The sequence below is a fragment of the Stenotrophomonas sp. Br8 genome, from assembly GCF_014763005.1.
Lineage (GTDB): Bacteria > Pseudomonadota > Gammaproteobacteria > Xanthomonadales > Xanthomonadaceae > Stenotrophomonas > Stenotrophomonas lactitubi.
Genome location: NZ_JACGTN010000016.1, coordinates 132166 through 148069 on the forward strand (window position 1 = coordinate 132166; position 15904 = coordinate 148069).

12 protein-coding genes and 1 riboswitch are annotated in these 15904 nt (G+C 66.6%); of the genes, 9 read left to right on the forward strand and 3 right to left on the reverse strand.

Annotation, left to right across the window (positions count from 1 at the left end; all coding sequences use genetic code 11):
• Positions 1-40 precede the first annotated feature (40 nt).
• Positions 41-442 (forward strand): c-type cytochrome, encoded by a 402-nt coding sequence (locus H3005_RS14680; RefSeq protein WP_191078485.1) that lies wholly within the window; start codon positions 41-43, stop codon positions 440-442.
• Here the strand turns inward: H3005_RS14680 and H3005_RS14685 are convergent.
• Complete coding sequence (locus tag H3005_RS14685; protein WP_191078486.1) at positions 436-4050, reverse strand: transporter substrate-binding domain-containing protein; 3615 nt, start codon at positions 4048-4050, stop codon at positions 436-438. The two genes, H3005_RS14680 and H3005_RS14685, sit on opposite strands and share 7 nt — an antisense overlap.
• A 75-nt stretch (positions 4051-4125) precedes the next feature.
• Between H3005_RS14685 and H3005_RS14690 the strand changes: the two genes are divergently transcribed.
• The 7 genes from H3005_RS14690 (at position 4126) to pnuC (ending at position 13031) form a co-directional block, all read left to right on the forward strand.
• Positions 4126-4764, forward strand: a complete 639-nt coding sequence (locus tag H3005_RS14690; RefSeq protein ID WP_100554383.1) for a response regulator transcription factor — start codon at positions 4126-4128, stop codon at positions 4762-4764.
• A gap of 204 nt (positions 4765-4968) precedes the next feature.
• Positions 4969-5904 carry a hypothetical protein gene (locus tag H3005_RS14695; RefSeq protein WP_191078487.1) on the forward strand — a complete coding sequence of 312 codons (936 nt, stop codon included), beginning with the start codon at positions 4969-4971 and terminating at the stop codon, positions 5902-5904.
• A gap of 107 nt (positions 5905-6011) precedes the next feature.
• Positions 6012-8039, forward strand: coding sequence for a peptidoglycan-binding protein (locus H3005_RS14700; RefSeq protein WP_100554381.1), 2028 nt, complete (start codon positions 6012-6014; stop codon positions 8037-8039).
• Positions 8040-8283: 244 nt separating this feature from the next.
• Complete coding sequence (locus H3005_RS14705; RefSeq protein WP_059063181.1) at positions 8284-8694, forward strand: glycine zipper 2TM domain-containing protein; 411 nt, start codon at positions 8284-8286, stop codon at positions 8692-8694.
• Between the two features lie 129 nt (positions 8695-8823).
• The gene (locus H3005_RS14710; RefSeq protein ID WP_100554380.1) at positions 8824-9951 is read left to right on the forward strand and encodes a phosphotransferase; all 1128 of its coding nucleotides are present in this window, start codon (positions 8824-8826) and stop codon (positions 9949-9951) included.
• Between the two features lie 155 nt (positions 9952-10106).
• Positions 10107-10202: riboswitch (TPP riboswitch) on the forward strand.
• 70 nt (positions 10203-10272) lie between these two features.
• Positions 10273-12453 carry a TonB-dependent siderophore receptor gene (locus tag H3005_RS14715; protein ID WP_191078488.1) on the forward strand — a complete coding sequence of 727 codons (2181 nt, stop codon included), beginning with the start codon at positions 10273-10275 and terminating at the stop codon, positions 12451-12453.
• Positions 12450-13031 (forward strand): nicotinamide riboside transporter PnuC, encoded by a 582-nt coding sequence (gene pnuC / locus H3005_RS14720; RefSeq protein ID WP_089241607.1) that lies wholly within the window; start codon positions 12450-12452, stop codon positions 13029-13031. Before H3005_RS14715 ends, pnuC begins: the two co-directional genes overlap by 4 nt.
• Before the next feature lie 108 nt (positions 13032-13139).
• Here the strand turns inward: pnuC and H3005_RS14725 are convergent, their stop codons facing one another.
• Both H3005_RS14725 and H3005_RS14730 read right to left on the reverse strand, forming a co-directional pair.
• Positions 13140-13559, reverse strand: a complete 420-nt coding sequence (locus H3005_RS14725; protein WP_191078507.1) for a hypothetical protein — start codon at positions 13557-13559, stop codon at positions 13140-13142.
• Positions 13560-13718: 159 nt separating this feature from the next.
• Positions 13719-14693: a Dyp-type peroxidase gene (locus H3005_RS14730; protein ID WP_100554377.1), complete on the reverse strand. Its 975-nt coding sequence runs from the start codon at positions 14691-14693 to the stop codon at positions 13719-13721.
• 276 nt (positions 14694-14969) lie between these two features.
• On the opposite strand from H3005_RS14730, the gene H3005_RS14735 reads away from it, so the two are divergent.
• Positions 14970-15899: a DUF6624 domain-containing protein gene (locus H3005_RS14735; protein WP_100554376.1), complete on the forward strand. Its 930-nt coding sequence runs from the start codon at positions 14970-14972 to the stop codon at positions 15897-15899.
• Positions 15900-15904: the final 5 nt, after the last annotated feature.

Consider the following 15904-nt stretch of genomic DNA (forward strand, 5'->3'; position numbering starts at 1 on the left):
TCGCAGCTCCACGTAGCGTGCGACCGTTATCCTGCCCGCCATGCGCGCCTTTCATCTGCTTCTTGTTGTTGCCATGACCCTGGCCGCCAGCGCGTGCCAGCGCCAACCGGCTGTGCCCAGCACGCCGGAACAGGCACGCCAGCAGGCGATGCAGCAGGCGTTCGAACTGTGTGTCGGCTGCCACACCGTCAAGGCCGGCGGCATCCACCGCTACGGGCCCAACCTGCACGGAGTGATCGGCCGTCGTGCGGGCAGCCTGCCCGACTACGGATACTCGCAGGCCATGCGCCGCGCCGACATCGTGTGGAGTGCTCAGACCCTGGACACCTTCCTGCAGTCGCCCACCCATCTGGTGCCCGGCACGCGCATGTACAACGCGTTCCCGAGCGCGGAGCGTCGCGCGCTGGTGATCGCCTACCTGCAGGAACACGCAGCTCAGTGAGCCATGCGCTGCAGCTGGTGCTGCAGATGCTCCACGAACTGTCCGGCATCAGCGATCGCCGCTGCGATCTCGGCATCACCTGCGGCCTGCAACCGTTCCACCAGCGCGTTGGCACGATCGGCCAGGCCCCGTGCACCCACCGCGCCCAGCGCACCGGCCTGCCGGTGCAGATGCAGCGCGGCCGTCACCCGGTCGCCTTCCTGCAGCGCGCGCTGCAGGGTCGCGATGTCATCGTCACTGGCCTTCAGCAGGCTGTCTCGCAGTTGCTGGGCGATCTCGCGCGAACCGAAGCGCCGCTGCAGGGTCGACAGGTCGGGCAGGCCCTCGTCGCCATCGGGTTCATCGTCGCTGTCCACTGCGGTCTGGTCATCCTCCACATCGTCCGCGCGCGGCAGCCAGCGCAGCAGCGCCTGGCGCAGCGTCGCCAACGACAACGGTTTGGCCAGCACGTCATCCATGCCGGCTTCGCGGCAGCGGCGTGCGTCGTCGTCAAGCACGCTTGCGGTCAGCGCCAGTACCGGCATCCGCGGCTGGCCGTTGCGGCCCTCGCGCTCGCGCAGCAGGCGGGTGAAGCCGAATCCATCCAACACCGGCATGCGGCAATCGGTGATGACCAGATCGAAGGATTCCGATTCCTCCGCCAGCCGGTCCAGGGCCTGCTGCCCGTCATCGACCAGCACATGCGGCACACCCAGCTGCTGCAGGCGCCAGGCCATCATCGCCTGGTTGGTGGGATGGTCTTCAATGACCATCACCCGTGCCTGGCGCAGATCAGGGGGCAGCAACGCGATCTGCTGATGCTCGGCCTGCAGCGCCATCACATCCTCGCTGCGCGCCTCCACCAGCGACAGCAGCACTTCCACCCGCGTCCCTTCGCCCAGCGTGCTTTCCAGCTTCATTTCGCCGTCCATCTTCTGCACCAAGCGCCGGCAGATGCTCAGGCCCAGCCCGGCACCACCATGGTCGCGCTGGATGTACGCGCCGGCCTGGGTGAAGGGTTCGAACAGGGTCGGCAACTGCTCCGGCGCAATGCCGATGCCGGTATCGGTGACACTCAGGCGCAGCGGCTGGCTGCCATCCTCCGCAGTGGGTCCCAGCACCTCCAGCTGCAGCCGCACCGAGCCCTTCACGGTGAACTTGATGGCATTGCTGACCAGGTTGAACACGATCTGCCGAAAACGCACGCCATCCACTTCATGGGCCTGGGCCAGCTGTTCGTCGATGTCCAGCTGCAGGTCCAGGCCGCGCGCCGTGGCCTGCGGCAACAACAATCGATGCACCCCTTCCAGCAGGGGCCGCACCGGCAGCGGTACCGGCTCCAGTCGCAGCGCGCCCGCTTCCATCCGCGAATAGTCGAGGATGTCGTCCAGGATCTGCCGCAGCATCTGCGCCGAGTCTTCGATCACGCCGAGGATGCGTTGCTGTTCGGCGTCCAACGGCGAATGCGCCAGCACTTCCAGCATGCCCAGCACACCACTCATCGGCGTGCGGATTTCATGGCTCATGGTGGCCAGGAAGCGCGACTTCGCTGCCGCCGCCTGTTCGGCTTCGACCATCGCCGCCGCCAGCGCGTCGGCCTGCGCGCGCGCCTGGCTCACGTCCACCCAGTAACCACTCCAGGTCACCGCGCCCGCTTCGGTTGAATACGGATGGGCCTGGCTGCGCACCCAGCAGGGCACGCCTCCGTCACGATGGATACGGAACTCGAAGGAAAGCGGCGCGAAATTGCGCGCCGCCAGTTCCATCGCACGCAACACCTTTTCACGGTCATCGGCATCGATGCACGCCAGCAACGCCTGCCCATCCGCTTCCGCCTGCTGCCGGCTGATGCCGAACATCGACTGCACATCGCCGGCAATGAAGGGAAAGCTCAAGGTGCCGTCCGCTTCGCGGCGGGCCTGGTAGACGATGGCAGGCAGGTTGTCGGTCACCTCGGCCAGGCGCTGCTCCAGCTCACGGCGGCCGGCCACTTCGCGGCGCAACCGCCAGTGCCCCAGCCCGTGCACCGCCACCGCGGTGGCCAGCACCAGCAGCAGGGGAAGGCCCCAACGCAGGAGCGTGCGCCAGTCCACCCCATCGCGATATTCCACCGCCAGCCAATCGCCGCGCAGGGCCTCGCGCTGGCGTGGCCCCATCTGCAGCAGCAGGCGGTCGAAGGTGGTGGCCAAGGCCGCATGGCGGCGCTCCACCGCCAGCGCCAGCTGGTCGTTGAACCCGGCTGGCGCAGCCAGTTGCAGGCGCCCCGGAAAGCGGTTGCGCAGCAGCTGGTCGACCAGCGCCAGGTTGCCAACGTAGGCATCGGCCTCGCCATCCGCAAGACGTTGCAGGGCCTGCTCGGCACTGCGCGCGGCGACGATCTTCACCGACGGCGCCTGCTGCTGCACGTAGCCGCGGATGCGCTCCGGATCGGACAGCAGCACGCGTTTGCCGTCCAGGTCCGACAAGCCCAGCATCGACGGACCATCCGTGCGGGTGACGATCACGTTGGGCACGGTGATGAAGGGCTGGCTGAACACCCATTCCGGCCCCAGATAGCGCGAATCGGAAGGAATGCCGATCACCGCCTGCAGTTCCCCGCGACGCGCCTTCTCGCGCACCTCGTACCAGTCATGGCTGTTTTCAACCTGCAGGTTGGCGCCGGCCTGCAGCAGGCGCTGCAGGTATTCATTGGTCAGGCCACTGGGCTTGCCATTCCTGTCGGCGAACGACAGCGGTGCGGCGTTGGGCGCAAAGCCGATCTTCAATGGCTGCTGCAGCACGCGTTTCTCGGCCTGGCTCAATGCCAGCTGCGCCGACGCCGACCACTGCGGCGGTGGCAGCCAGCGCTGCGCGAGGGTGTCGCGCTGAGCTTCGCTGACAGCGGCAAGCGCCAGATCCAGTGCTTCGGACAACGGTTGTTTGCTGTTGGGCACACCGAAATGCAACTGCTCGGGGGGCAGATCGCTGGGCCGCAGCAACACCACACCCTTCAACTTGGCGGCGGCGATCAGTTCCGTTGCCACGTAGGCATTACCGATGAAAATGTCGGCTTTGTCGTCTCTGACCATATTCAAGGCGGTCAGCGTGTTGTCTGCGACAAGTTGTCGTGCCCGTGGGAATCGCGCACGCACCTGCGGCCCGGTCATGAAGTCCTGCTCGACCACAACGCGCAGGCCATCCAGATCGGGTGCCTCCGAAGCACGCAGGTCCTGGGGACGCCCGACCATGGCCAGCGGTGCTTCGGCATAGGCGGCGGTGTAGACCATGCAACGGGTGCGCTCGGCGCTGAGCGCGATGTTCATTACCACGTCGATCTCGCCGCGACATGCCGCATCCAGCACCGAGGGCCAGTCTGCAAAGCGGCGCGTCTCCACCTTCAGTCCAAGCTGACGGGCCGAAAGCGTCAGGTAGTCCGGGCCGAGGCCCACCTGCTTCCCGTCCTGGATCGACTCAAAAGGGGGCCAGCCACTGTCATACTGTCCAACAACGACAACAGGGTGTGCGGCCAGGTATTCGCGCTGCAGGGGACTGAGCGGCAACGGTCCCGGCGCGGACGCGGACTGGGCCAGCGCCGGCAGAGCCAGCAGGGTCGTCAACAGGATCAGTCCACGAGCCGCCCAGCTGCGCATCTGCAACGATCTCCTGGAAGTCCTGCCAAGGACCGCGATAGTCGCGGTCCGGCGTGCCGGTGGCCATACTAGAGCATGACCTTGCGCATCATCATCGCAGACGATCACCCCGTGGTCCGCATCGGTACCCGCGCCGTCATCGAGTCCAGCGGCGTTGGCAAAGTCGTTGGCGAGGCCGACAACGCCCAGGCGCTGATGACCCTGCTGACCACCCAGCCCTGCGACCTGCTGGTCACCGACTATTCGATGCCCGGCAGCCCCCAGGCCGATGGCTTCGCCATGATCGGCATGATCCGCCGCCGCCATCCCGACCTGCCGGTGCTCATGCTCAGCGTTTCCAACAACCTGGCGATCCTGCGCATGGTGCTCGACAGCGGCGTGCTCGGCCTGGTCGACAAGAGTTCGTCGATGGATGAACTGCCGCAGGCGATCCAGGCGGTCTATCGCGGCCAGTCCTACATCAGCCGCAGCCTGCGTGAGCGGGTGGAGGAAGCCGGCAGCTGGCGCATGCGCGAGGGCGATGGCAAGCCGTTGTCACCGCGCGAAGTGGAGGTACTGCGCCTGCTCGGCACCGGCATGACGGTGAAGGAAATCTCGCTGCAGCTGCACAAGAGCGTCAGCACCATCAGCCGTCAGAAGGGCGATGCCATGCTCAAGCTGGGGCTGAAGGGCGACGCGGAACTGTTCGACTACCTGCGCGACGGCAGGATCTGAGACACCGTTCACAGCTCTTTGGGGGAGCCTCCCCCCTGCCCCCTGTGATCATCGTCGCATCTGTGCCATCATCGGCCCTGATGGGTTTTCCTATGCGAGGTCGAAGGAATCGACCGGCTCATCACGACGTTCCCCCCTCACTTGGGGTGGGGCGTGTTCTGCGTTGGCCTTCCTGCCCGACGCCCGCAAACCATGGAGAGGTGCATGAAGATCCTTCCGGAATCCCGCTTGGCCCGTGTCCGCCCACGTCTGTGTGCGACGTTCGCCGGCCTGCTCGTAGCGTTGCTTGCCAGCGCCTGCACCCCCTCGACTTCGACCGCGTCACCACAGGGCGCCACCGCGCCACGACAGGATGTTGCCCCGATGCAGAGCTCCGCCACACCCGCCACCACGGCCACCGCCACGCCCCCCGATGCCGGCAGCGTGCTGTATTTCATCTACGACGTCGACGGCGATGGCGCCGTTTCGTATGAAGTAGCCAATGGCAGTGTCGCCACCTTCTGGTTCGGCCATGCCTTCGAAGTGGCCGGCACCCGCTATTACACCGGCTTTGCCTGGAACACGCCGCAGAAGTACGGCAAGCCCGGCGAGGACGACGTCGGTCCGGACAGCCAGGTCACGCTCACCGAGGCCACCTTCACCCTGACCGGCGACAAGCCGGATCGGCCGTGGGTGTTCAAGGGCGCCGAACCGTGGATCGGCACCGTCGGCGCCAACGGCACCGCGCCGGACATCGACAGCAAGCGCAAGCCGCTGGAGTACCGCACCCCGGCCGGCAAGCTGGTACTGGCGGTGCCGACCAGCACCTTCGCCACCGGCACCAGCATCGAAAGCTACGCCGTGCTGGTGTTCAACCCGGACTACGAGAAATCCGAAGACGGCCAGGTCTGGGCAAGCCTGGGCACGGTGATCACCGGCGAAGACAATTCGGCCGCCTGCGACGACGGTCAGGTGATGCCGTGCGTCAGCAACCAGGGCGTTCTGGCCTTCAACGCCGTCGCCGGCAGCGACCTGCCCACCATCAGTGTCACCGCCACCGGCACCACCATTTCCGGCCCGGGCCAGACCCGTGCGCTGGGTGCGGCCGATGCACGCCAGTACCACTACGACGCCGCCCGCAAGGCCTACGTCGAAAAGTAAGACGCAACACCCCGCAGCACCTGTTGACCGACATGTTGAAGACTCACGGATGAGTCCGGTTGGCGTATCGCGGCAAAGGCCGCACCATCAACCCCAGAGGAAGTGTCATGGCACAACGTGACTACAGCAGAAAGGAAGTTCTCGACATCATCGAGCAGGTTGCACAGCGCAAGGGCATCGCCAGCGAAGACTTCCTGCGCTTTGCCCACATCGAGACCGGTGGCCGCTTCAACGAACGCGCGCACAACGACAAGACCGATGCCAAGGGCCTGTTCCAGTTCCTGCCGTCGTCGGCCAAGCAGTACGGCCTGACCGGCCACGAGTACGACCCGACCCGCAACACCGAAGCGGCAGCGGAGATGTTCAAGCGCAACCTGGTGGACATGGAAAAGCGCCATGACCGCACCGGCCACCCGTACCTGTCCGGTGATGACAAGCCGAGCGGCCTGGACCTGTATCTGGCACACCAGCAGGGTGCGGCCGGCTACGGTTCGATCCAGACCGCGATCGCCACCGGCACGTTCGGCCTGGTGCGTGATGGCCACGGCGATCCGATCAACATGCGCCCGCGCATCATGGGCCAGATCGGTGGCGACGTGGAAGCGCTGACCGGGCACACGCGCACCGAGATGCGCACGATGAATGATCGTGACCTGGCCAGCACCTTCGCCCAGTACTACGACCGCAAGTACGACGCGATCAGCATCCCGGAAAAGAACATCGCACCGATCACCGAGGCCCAGGCACGTCCCGCACCGGTGCAGGCCGCACCGACGCAGACCGTGACCCCGGCCGCGCAGGCCGCTGTTGCGGCCGGTGCCGCGACCATCGCTGCCACCGCCACGGCTGCCGCAGCCAAGCCGGATGCACCCGGCATTTCGCTGGATGCGGCCTACAACGCCGGCGTGAAGTACGACAACGTCAAGTACGCGATCAACATCGAATCCAGCCAGTACTACCGTGGCAAGGGTGTCACCGGCAAGAACGTCGAGCAGGGCTACATCGACTGCTCCGGCTGGGTCGGCACGATGCTCAACAAGACCCAGGACGAGATCAACCAGAAGGCCGGCCACGCGGTGTTCGCCGACGCCGACAAGATCAAGCTGGGCTTCGCCGGCTCCGGCGGGATCGTGCACGAGGCCTACAAGGACTCGGGCGTGCTGCTCAAGCGCGACGACATCCTCAAGCCGGGTGCGCTGAAGGAAGGCATGGTGATCGGCCTGGATACGGCCAAGACCAAGCACGAGCACTGGAATGGCATCGACCACATCGTGATGGTGGTGCGTGACCCGAACACCGACAAGCTGCTGATCAGCCAGTCCACCGGCAAGCTGGGTGTGCACACGATGCCGGTGGAGGATTACCTCAAGCAGGTGAAGGACCACCCGAACTGGAAGCTGTTCGCCTCTGATCCGCTGCACCAGGCACGCGACCTGCTGGAGAACCGCAGCCAGACGCATGAGCAGGCGCAGGCCAAGAGCGCGTCCGAGCCGAAGCCGGCAGCGCCGGAAAAGCCGCAGACCAGCAACGAAGTACATAAGCAGGGTGCGCACGGCGAAGGTGTGCGCAGGGCGCAGGAACAGCTGGGCCACCTGGGATATGTGGGCGCCGACGGCAAACCGCTGGTCGAAGATGGAAAGTTCGGTCGCAACACCGAGGCTGCCGTGCGCCAGCTGCAGAAGGACAACGGTCTGGCAGTGGACGGCATCATCGGCCCGAAGACGCTGGATGCGATCAAGGACGCGCGCGAGCGTCCGCTGCTCAATGACGAGCGCCATCCGCAGAACCCGATGTACAACCAGGCCGTGAAGGGCATGGAAGGCCTGCCGGCAGGCACCTTCAAGGACCGCCATGCACTGGAGGCCGCCGCCGCTGCACTGACCAAGGAAGCGCAGGCCAGCGGCATGCAGCGCATCGATTCGGTGGTGCCCAGCACCAACGGCGAGCGCATGTTTGCCGTACAGGGCACCGCCGGCGACCCGGCCGCCTGCCGCGCGGCGGTGGAAACCCGCGCTGCCAGCGAGCAGAGCATGGCGCTCAGCAGTGGTGCGGTGCACGGTGCACCGAATGTCCTGCAGCAGCAGGACGCCCAGCAGGAGCAGGTGAAGCAGGCCCAGCGCGCCATGGGCCACTGAGCCAGGCAGGCGGAGACCAGGGGAAGGGCCGCGTACTGCGGCCCTTTTCCTTTCTGGCAGCTGAGCGGCCGCAGCGCTTTCAGCCTCGCTTCATGCCGCCTGACGCTAGATGAATGCGCAAGCCGCACGGGGATCGCGCGCAATGTTCCGGCAATGTCCGGGCACCAGCGTGGTCCCTACGGCAGCCGGGGCGCCCAGCGCCCTCCCTGCCCACCGTGGCATGCACCTCACAGGAGAACCCAACATGCTCAGCACTTCCGCACTCAGCTTCCGTGGTCTGGCGATGGCCCTGGCACTTCTTGCCGGCGTGGCCGTGGTCAGTGATGCCAGCGCGATGTCGAGGAAGGACAAGCGCACCGTGGTCGGTGCCGTGGTCGGCGGCGTGGCGGGTCACCTGATCTCCAACGGCGACCCGGCCGCCACCGTCGGCGGCGCGGTTGCCGGCGGCGCCATCGGCAACCTGACCACCTCCGACCGCCATGATCGCCGCTACGACGGGCGCTATGACCGCCGTTACGACCGTGGCTACGACCGCCGTTATGACCGGGGCTACAACCGCGGCTATGGCTACGACCGCCGCGATGACCGTCGCTGGCAGCGCGAGCGCCATGACAACCGTTACTACCACGACCGCGGCCGCCATCGCGGCTGGTAAGCGCGCCGGCCACAGGCCGCACATGATGTCCCTGACGGGCGGGTCGATGACCCGCCCGTTTGCGTCTGTGGCGTCCATGGCGTTGAATGCGCAGCCTTGGATGTTCCTTTACTCACCAGCGGCCGTGGCATGACTTCTTCCCCCCATCGCGTGCAGGGCCTCAACAACGACGAGGTCGCCGCCGACTGGCCAGCGATCGACGCGCAGGAGATCACCTGGCTGCATGGCCACTTTCCGCAGCTGGGCGCGGACAGCACGCTGCGCTGGCACAGCCCGCGTCCGTTGTCGGCCGCGGCCATCGTCGACGGCACGGGCGGTCCGCTCTTCATCAAGCGCCACCATCACAGTGTGCGCAGCGCTGGAAGCCTGGAGGAAGAACACCGTTTCATCGCACATCTGGCGACTGCCGGCATGCCGGTGGTGCAGGTGCTGGCCAGCAACGATGGCCGCACCGCACTCGAACACGACCAGTGGACCTACGAACTGCATGCGGTGGGCACCGGCAAGGACCTGTATCGCGAACTGCCTTCGTGGTCGCCGTTGACCGACGTCGCCCAGGCCCGCGAGGCAGGGCGCATGCTGGCCACGCTGCACCGCGCCGCGGCCAGCTACCACGCCCCGCAACGCAGTACCCATCTGCTGGTGGCACGCGACGACCTGATCCGCGCCGATGACCCGATCGCCGCGCTGAAGGCCGACCTCGGCAACCGCCCCGGGTTGGCCCGCTACCTGGCGCGCATTCCCTGGGAAGAACAGCTGCACCGCGACGTCCTGCCCTGGCACCACGGCCTGGCCGCGCGCCTGCAGGACGAACCACGGCTGTGGGCGCACAACGACTGGCACGTCTCCAACCTGCTGTGGAACGACGACGGCACGATTGCCACGGTGCTCGATTTCGGTCTGGCCTCGCCGACCAGCGCGCTGTTCGACCTGGCCACCGCGATCGAACGCAACGCGGTGGCCTGGCTGCAGCTGGAGCGCGGCACCGACGCGGTACGCATCGATATCGCCCTGGCCCTGCTGGACGGCTACCGGCAGGAATTGCCGCTGTCGCCCACGCGCGTGCACCTGCTGGCCGACCTGCTGCCGATGGTGCATTTCGACTTCGCTCTGTCCGAAGTGGAGTACTTCGAGGGCGTCACCGGCTCCACCGCGAATGCCGACGTCGCCTGGCAGCCGTTCATGCTCGGGCATCCGGCCTGGTTCGCCACGGCCCCCGGCCAGGCCCTGCTGGCGGCCCTGCACGCCGCCGCGTAAGCCGCGAGCCACCCAACACGCTGGGTACCCGGTAGATCGACGCCATGCGTCGATGATGCGCTCGGCCGCGGTCAGATCCCTTTCCGCTGGAAAGGGATCTGACCGCGGCTGAAGGGAGGTAGCTCGCAAATCCGTACCATTTGTAGTGAAATGGTCACCTGAAGCGGGGGTGCCTGGATCTGCCAGGCTGAGAGAGTCCCTTGGAACCTGATCCGGTTTGCACCGGCGTAGGGAGCTTTGAGCCGCAGCCACACCCCCGTCATGGGCCGGTGCACCTGCGCGCCGTCGCTTCGTCTCCCTTGTTGTCTGAAGACGAATCGAATGAACCGCTGCCTGCGCCCCACCCTGCTCGCCCTTGCCCTCTGCGCTGCCCTGCCGCTGTACGCCAGCGAGGCAGGCGCCGACGCCGTTGATGCTCCGCCGTCCTCGCCCACCGAACTGGCGGCAGTGCGCGTGCAGGCCGGCAAACCGAAGGCCGATACCTCGCGCGTCAACGCATTCGGCGGCGGCTCCTGGAAGGACACGCCCGCCTCGGTCAACGTGCTGGAGCGCGACTACCTCGACCGTCGCCAGGTACGTTCGCTGTCCGAGCTGGCCAGCAATGACGCCTCACTGGGCGATGCCTATGCGCCGGTGGGCTACTACCAGAGCATCGCCATCCGCGGCTTCGCGCTGGATGCGGCCACCGGCTACCGCTTCAACGGCATGTCCATCGCCGGCGAACAGCGCCTGGCGCTGGAGAACATCCAGGAAGTGCAGATCCTGAAGGGCGAAGCCGGCTTGGCGGCTGGCGTGATGGCGCCCGGCGGCATCATCAACTACGTGGGCAAGCGCCCGGCCGAAGTACGCACGGTCACCCTGGGCACCGATTCGGAGGGCTCGCGCTATGCCGCCGTGGATGTCGGCCACTGGCTGACCCCGCGCTTCGGCGTCCGTTTCAATGCCGCCTGGGATGCCAGTGATTCCTACGTCGAGCATGCCGACGGTCGCCGCAACTTCTATTCGCTGGCCACCGACTGGCTGATCGGCGAACACGGCAAGCTGGAAGTGGATGCCAACTACCAGACCAGCTCGCAGCGCTCGGTGTCCGGCTTCCAGCTGCTGGGCGCGCGCGAGCTGCCGCGCGGCGTCGACCGCGAGCGCCTGCTCGGCTACCAGCCGTGGCAGCGGCCGGTGGACATCGCCAGCACCAACATCACCGCCCTGCACACCTACGACTTCAACGACGCCTGGCAGTCGCGGCTGTCGATCGGTCACAGCCGCTCGGTGATCGATGACAACGTCGCCTTCGCCTACGGCTGCTACTACACCGCAGGGTGCGCAGACGGCAGCGTGCCGGGCAACTATTTCGCCCCCAACGGCGACTACGACATCTACGACTACCGCAGCCCGGATGACACCCGCCGTAACCAGCAGGCGCGTGCCGAACTGCGCGGCAGCTTCGACACCGGCAGCGTCGGCCACCAGCTGAGCATCGGCGCCGACTACTTCCGCCGCACCGTCGACAAGCGCCCGAGCGTCAACGAGTACGTCGGCACCAGCAACATCCACGATGCGCAGGTGCCGGTGTTCGAGCCCTCGCCGAAGATGCCGGGTGCATCGGCACGGCGCCTGGACAGCCGCCAGACCGCGTTCTTCGCGCTGGACCGGATGAGCTTCGGCGATGACTGGCAGTGGCTGGCGGGCGGCCGCTTCGTGCGCCTCGACGAGCGCGCCTACGACAAGCGCGGCACGCCGCAGCGCCACAGCCGCCTGTCGCGCTTCCTGCCGCAGACCGCGCTGGTGTGGAAGGCCACCGACCAGCTCAACGCCTACGCCAGCTACGTGCGCGGCATTTCGCTGGGCCAGGAAGCACCGTTCTGGACGTCCAACGCCGATACCTTCCTGCCGTCGATGCAGTCACGGCAGCTGGAAGTGGGTGTGAAGTACGTGCCGGTGGACGCCCTCACCCTGGGCGCCGCGGTGTTCCGCACCACCCAGCCCTACCAGTACGCAAAGCCGGACGGCAGTGATGCCGGCTACACCTTCGTCGAGGAAGGGCAGCAGACCCATACCGGCCTGGAACTGACCGCCAACGGCCAACTGACTGACGCGCTGCAGATCGTCGCCAGCGCCAGCGTGCTGCAGGCGCGCGCCCGCGACACCGGCACCCCGGCCTATGAAGGCCATCAGCTGGTGAACGTGCCGAAGGTGCGTGCCAGCGTGCATCTGGCCTACGCGCTGCCGTTCGCCGAGGGCCTGGACGTGACCGGTGGCTGGCGCTATGCCGCCGCCAACGTCGCCCGCGCCGATGGTGGTGTACGTGCACCGGACTATTCGGTGTTCGACGCCGGCCTGCGCTTCCAGCATCGCCTGCACGACCGCGCGGTCAGCTGGAACCTGTCGGTGGACAACCTGTTCAACCGCTTCTATTGGCGCGACACCGGCAGCAGCGGCGGTGACTACTACCTGTTCCCGGGTGCGCCGCGACAGGCTCGCCTGTCGGTGACGTTCGCGCTGTGAGCGGCGTCGCGCTCGAGTGGACCGCGGCCCTCTTCAGCATCCTCGGGGTGTGGCTGATGGCAAAGCGACGACTGGCCGCGTGGCCGGTCGGCCTGCTGTCGGTCGCGCTGTACGGCGCGGTGTTCGCCGAGGCCAAGCTGTACTCGGACACGCTGCTGCAGGTCGCCTTCGGCGGTTTCCTGGTCTACGGCTGGATCAACTGGCGCCAGCACGCGGCCGATGAAGGCAGCATCCGCATCGTGCCGCTGGCGCGCGGCACGCTGCTGCGCGACCTCGCCATCGGCCTGTGTGGCGGCGTCGCGCTTGGCGCCGGCATGCATACCTTCACCGATGCGGCGCTGCCGTGGCTGGACGCGATGCTGACCGCGTTGAGCCTGGTCGGGCAGTGGTGGCAGGCACGCCGACACGCCGCCTGCTGGTGGGTGTGGATCGTGGTGGACGTGGTCTACGTGGGCGCGTACCTGTTCAAGTCACTGCACGTGACCGCTGCGCTGTACGTGTTCTTCCTGGGCCTGGCATTGTTCGGGCTGCGGGCGTGGCGTGCAGCCGCACGTGAACCGCAGCTGGCAACGCGGTAGAGCCACGCCATGCGTGGCTGGCGGGCACCGGTAGACGCCAACCTTGGTTGGCGCTCACGTGCCGACCAAGGTCGGCATCTACCAAACGCAGCCACGCATGGCGCGGCTCTACCTGGGTTGCAGCACCAGCCCCAACCGCAGCGGCTGGCGCATGTCCTTCGGCGGCGCCGCCGGCAACGCCGTGGCCTGCAGCGTCGCACGCAGATCGGCATCCACCTGGGCATCACCCAAGCTGTCGAATTCCAGTTTGGAGATCGCGCCATCGCGGGCGATCCACACGCTCACCACCAGCGGTGTCGGCGTATCGGGATACTCCTGCAGCCAGGCCAGCAGGCGCTGGGCGCGTGGATCCTGTTCCTGCTGGAGGCGCTGCTGCAGTTCGCCGCTGACGGAGGCGGCATAGGCCATCCAATGCGCAGGCGCGTCCTGTGCGGACACGCTGGCGCTGCCCAGCGCCAGCAGGCCCAGCAACCATGCCAACGGGCGCCAACCACGGCGCGTGGTGCGCCTGTTGCCTGCAGAATCCATCACCCACGTCTCCACTGCCGTCCAACGCGCCATGGTCGGCGCTGCAGATGACAGGCAGATGGCGGCGCAGTAGAGCCACGCCATGCGTGGCTGTTCTGGGCAACCGGTTGATCCATCCACGCATGGCGTGGATCTACCTGGCTGCCCCACCCGGCGTGATCAGTCGCCCAGGTCGGCCAGCACCTTGCGCGAGGGGGCGAAGAAGGTGACGCCGGTGGTCGCGGTGGAGAAATCGAGAATGCGATCGTGCAGCGGCGCGGGATTGCCGATGAACATCCGCTCCAGCATCTTCTCGATCACCCACAGCCGACGCGTGTAGCCGATGAAGTAGGTGCCGTACTCGCCGCGCCCCGGATTGGCGAACGGCATGTTGTCGCGCAGGATCTCGTGCTCGCCGTCGGCATCCTCGATGGTGCACAGCGTCTTGTGCGACTTCTGCGCGTCGGCCGGCGCGTCATCCAGCTCGATGTTGTCGTGCTTGGTGCGGCCGATGATTGCTTCCTGCGCTTCGGTCTTCTGCGCACGCCAGGCATCGAGGTTGTGCAGGTACTTCTGCACCACCACGTAGCTGCCACCGGCATGGTCGGGATCTTCGTCGCCGACGATGGTCGCCTCCGGCAGCGACAGCCCCTCCGGGTTGGCGGTACCGTCGACGAAATCGAGCAGGTCGCGGCCGTCGAAGTAACGGAAACCGGCCACGTCATCCACCGCTTCCACGGCATCGCCGAAGGCCAGCAGAAGATTCTTCTCGAACGCCACGATCAGGTCCATCGTGCGTGCACGGATGTGGTACAGCAGGTCGCCCGGCGTGGACACGGCAGTGTGGGCAGCACCCTTCACTTCCTGGAACGGCTTCAACTCGCGCGGCGGCGTGCTGCCCACCAGCGGCGCCCACACGCGGTGGCCGATGGCCACGTTGCAGGTGAAGGTGCGCTCGATCTCGCGGATGGCGGTGTTCTTGATCAGGTCATCGGTGCTGGCCAGCACCTCGCGCACTTTCGCCAGCGACGCCTCATCGTCCTTCACCGTCAGCACCAGGAACGCGGCCGAATGGGTCAGCGGTGCGGTGATCTGCTGCGGCTCGTTGTCGAGCGTGTGGTTGAGGGCGGTGATGGGGGCGGGCTGGGCGTTCACGGCAGTTCCTGCTGGCTTGAGGCGGGCAAATCGCATGGGGCGATGTGCGGGCGATCATAGCGGAACGGCCTTGCGGGCGACGGAGCGGTTCTCAGTTCGCGGCGAGCGTAAGCCATCCGCTGGCAAGCGCGTGCGCCTGTTGCTCAGTGTCGGTGATCGAATGCTCCGGCTGCTCTGGCCGCCTGTCAATTTGAGGCCTCGCCATGACACTGCTAGCCTGCAGACATGCGGCCTGCAAGGGCTCGCCATCCACGCACTTCACGGAGGAAGCAGCCGATGTTCCGTTCACTGATGCGATGGCCGCATGTGCCCGTTGCCGTAGCACTGGCATTGCTGCTGGCCATCCCGATGCAGATTCGAGCCTCCAACGAAGGCCCCTTCTTCAGCGCGCTCGAACGCTATGGCGCCGATGACTTCAGCGGATGTGCGCAGTTGCTGGATGATCTTTTGCAACGTGGAGGCCGTTTTCCCGAGGGTGGCGAACTGCTGCTGGTTGAATGCACGGCAGCGGCCGGCGAGCGGGTAAAGGCGATGAACTACGTGACCACCTTGCTCCCCAGCGGCAGGCTGTCGTTCGATGACCTGCTGCACAAGGACCGGCCGGGATTGAATGCACTGCGCAACGACCCGGCGTGGCCGGACTTGCACAAACAGGTGCTGGCCGCCGAGCAGCGGCGCCTCGCATTGGTGGACGCGCCCCTGCGCAGGGAACTGCTGGAGCGCGCCGAGCTCGACCAGGTGGCACAGCACGCGGCTGTCGACGCTGGCGGTGGCGAGGCATTCAAAGCAACAGCTCCAGTGATCAAGGCCAACGCCGACTGGCTGAAATCGGTGGTAGCTGACAAGGGTTGGCCGACGTATGCCCTGGCTGGACATGATGGTGCCAAAGCCGCGTGGCTGCTGGTCCAGCACGCCGATCACGATCCCGTGTTCCAGGCCGATATGTTGCCGTTGATCGAGAAGGCCGCCAAAGCCGGTGAAGCTGATTCTGCAGATCTGGCACTACTGACTGATCGCGTGCTGCTGGCGCAGGGCAAACCGCAGCGCTATGGCAGCCAGTTCACACAGGCCGATGATGGCGCGATGGAACTCCGCCCCACCGAAGACATGGAAGGCCTGGATGCGCGCCGCGAGGCGATGGGGCTGCAGCCACTGGCGCAGTACAAGGCCACGCTCGCAGAGATGTACCGCAGGCCGGTCCGCTAGCACCG

Excerpts from the sequence above, each read along its gene's own strand:
- H3005_RS14680 (WP_191078485.1), top strand. The coding sequence starts at position 41 with ATGCGCGCCTTTCATCTGCTTCTTGTTGTTGCCATGACCCTGGCCGCC.
- H3005_RS14685 (WP_191078486.1), bottom strand. The coding sequence starts at position 4,050 with ATGCGCAGCTGGGCGGCTCGTGGACTGATCCTGTTGACGACCCTGCTG.
- H3005_RS14690 (WP_100554383.1), top strand. The coding sequence starts at position 4,126 with ATGACCTTGCGCATCATCATCGCAGACGATCACCCCGTGGTCCGCATC.
- H3005_RS14695 (WP_191078487.1), top strand. The coding sequence starts at position 4,969 with ATGAAGATCCTTCCGGAATCCCGCTTGGCCCGTGTCCGCCCACGTCTG.
- H3005_RS14700 (WP_100554381.1), top strand. The coding sequence starts at position 6,012 with ATGGCACAACGTGACTACAGCAGAAAGGAAGTTCTCGACATCATCGAG.
- H3005_RS14705 (WP_059063181.1), top strand. The coding sequence starts at position 8,284 with ATGCTCAGCACTTCCGCACTCAGCTTCCGTGGTCTGGCGATGGCCCTG.
- H3005_RS14710 (WP_100554380.1), top strand. The coding sequence starts at position 8,824 with ATGACTTCTTCCCCCCATCGCGTGCAGGGCCTCAACAACGACGAGGTC.
- H3005_RS14715 (WP_191078488.1), top strand. The coding sequence starts at position 10,273 with ATGAACCGCTGCCTGCGCCCCACCCTGCTCGCCCTTGCCCTCTGCGCT.
- H3005_RS14725 (WP_191078507.1), bottom strand. The coding sequence starts at position 13,559 with ATGGATTCTGCAGGCAACAGGCGCACCACGCGCCGTGGTTGGCGCCCG.
- H3005_RS14735 (WP_100554376.1), top strand. The coding sequence starts at position 14,970 with ATGTTCCGTTCACTGATGCGATGGCCGCATGTGCCCGTTGCCGTAGCA.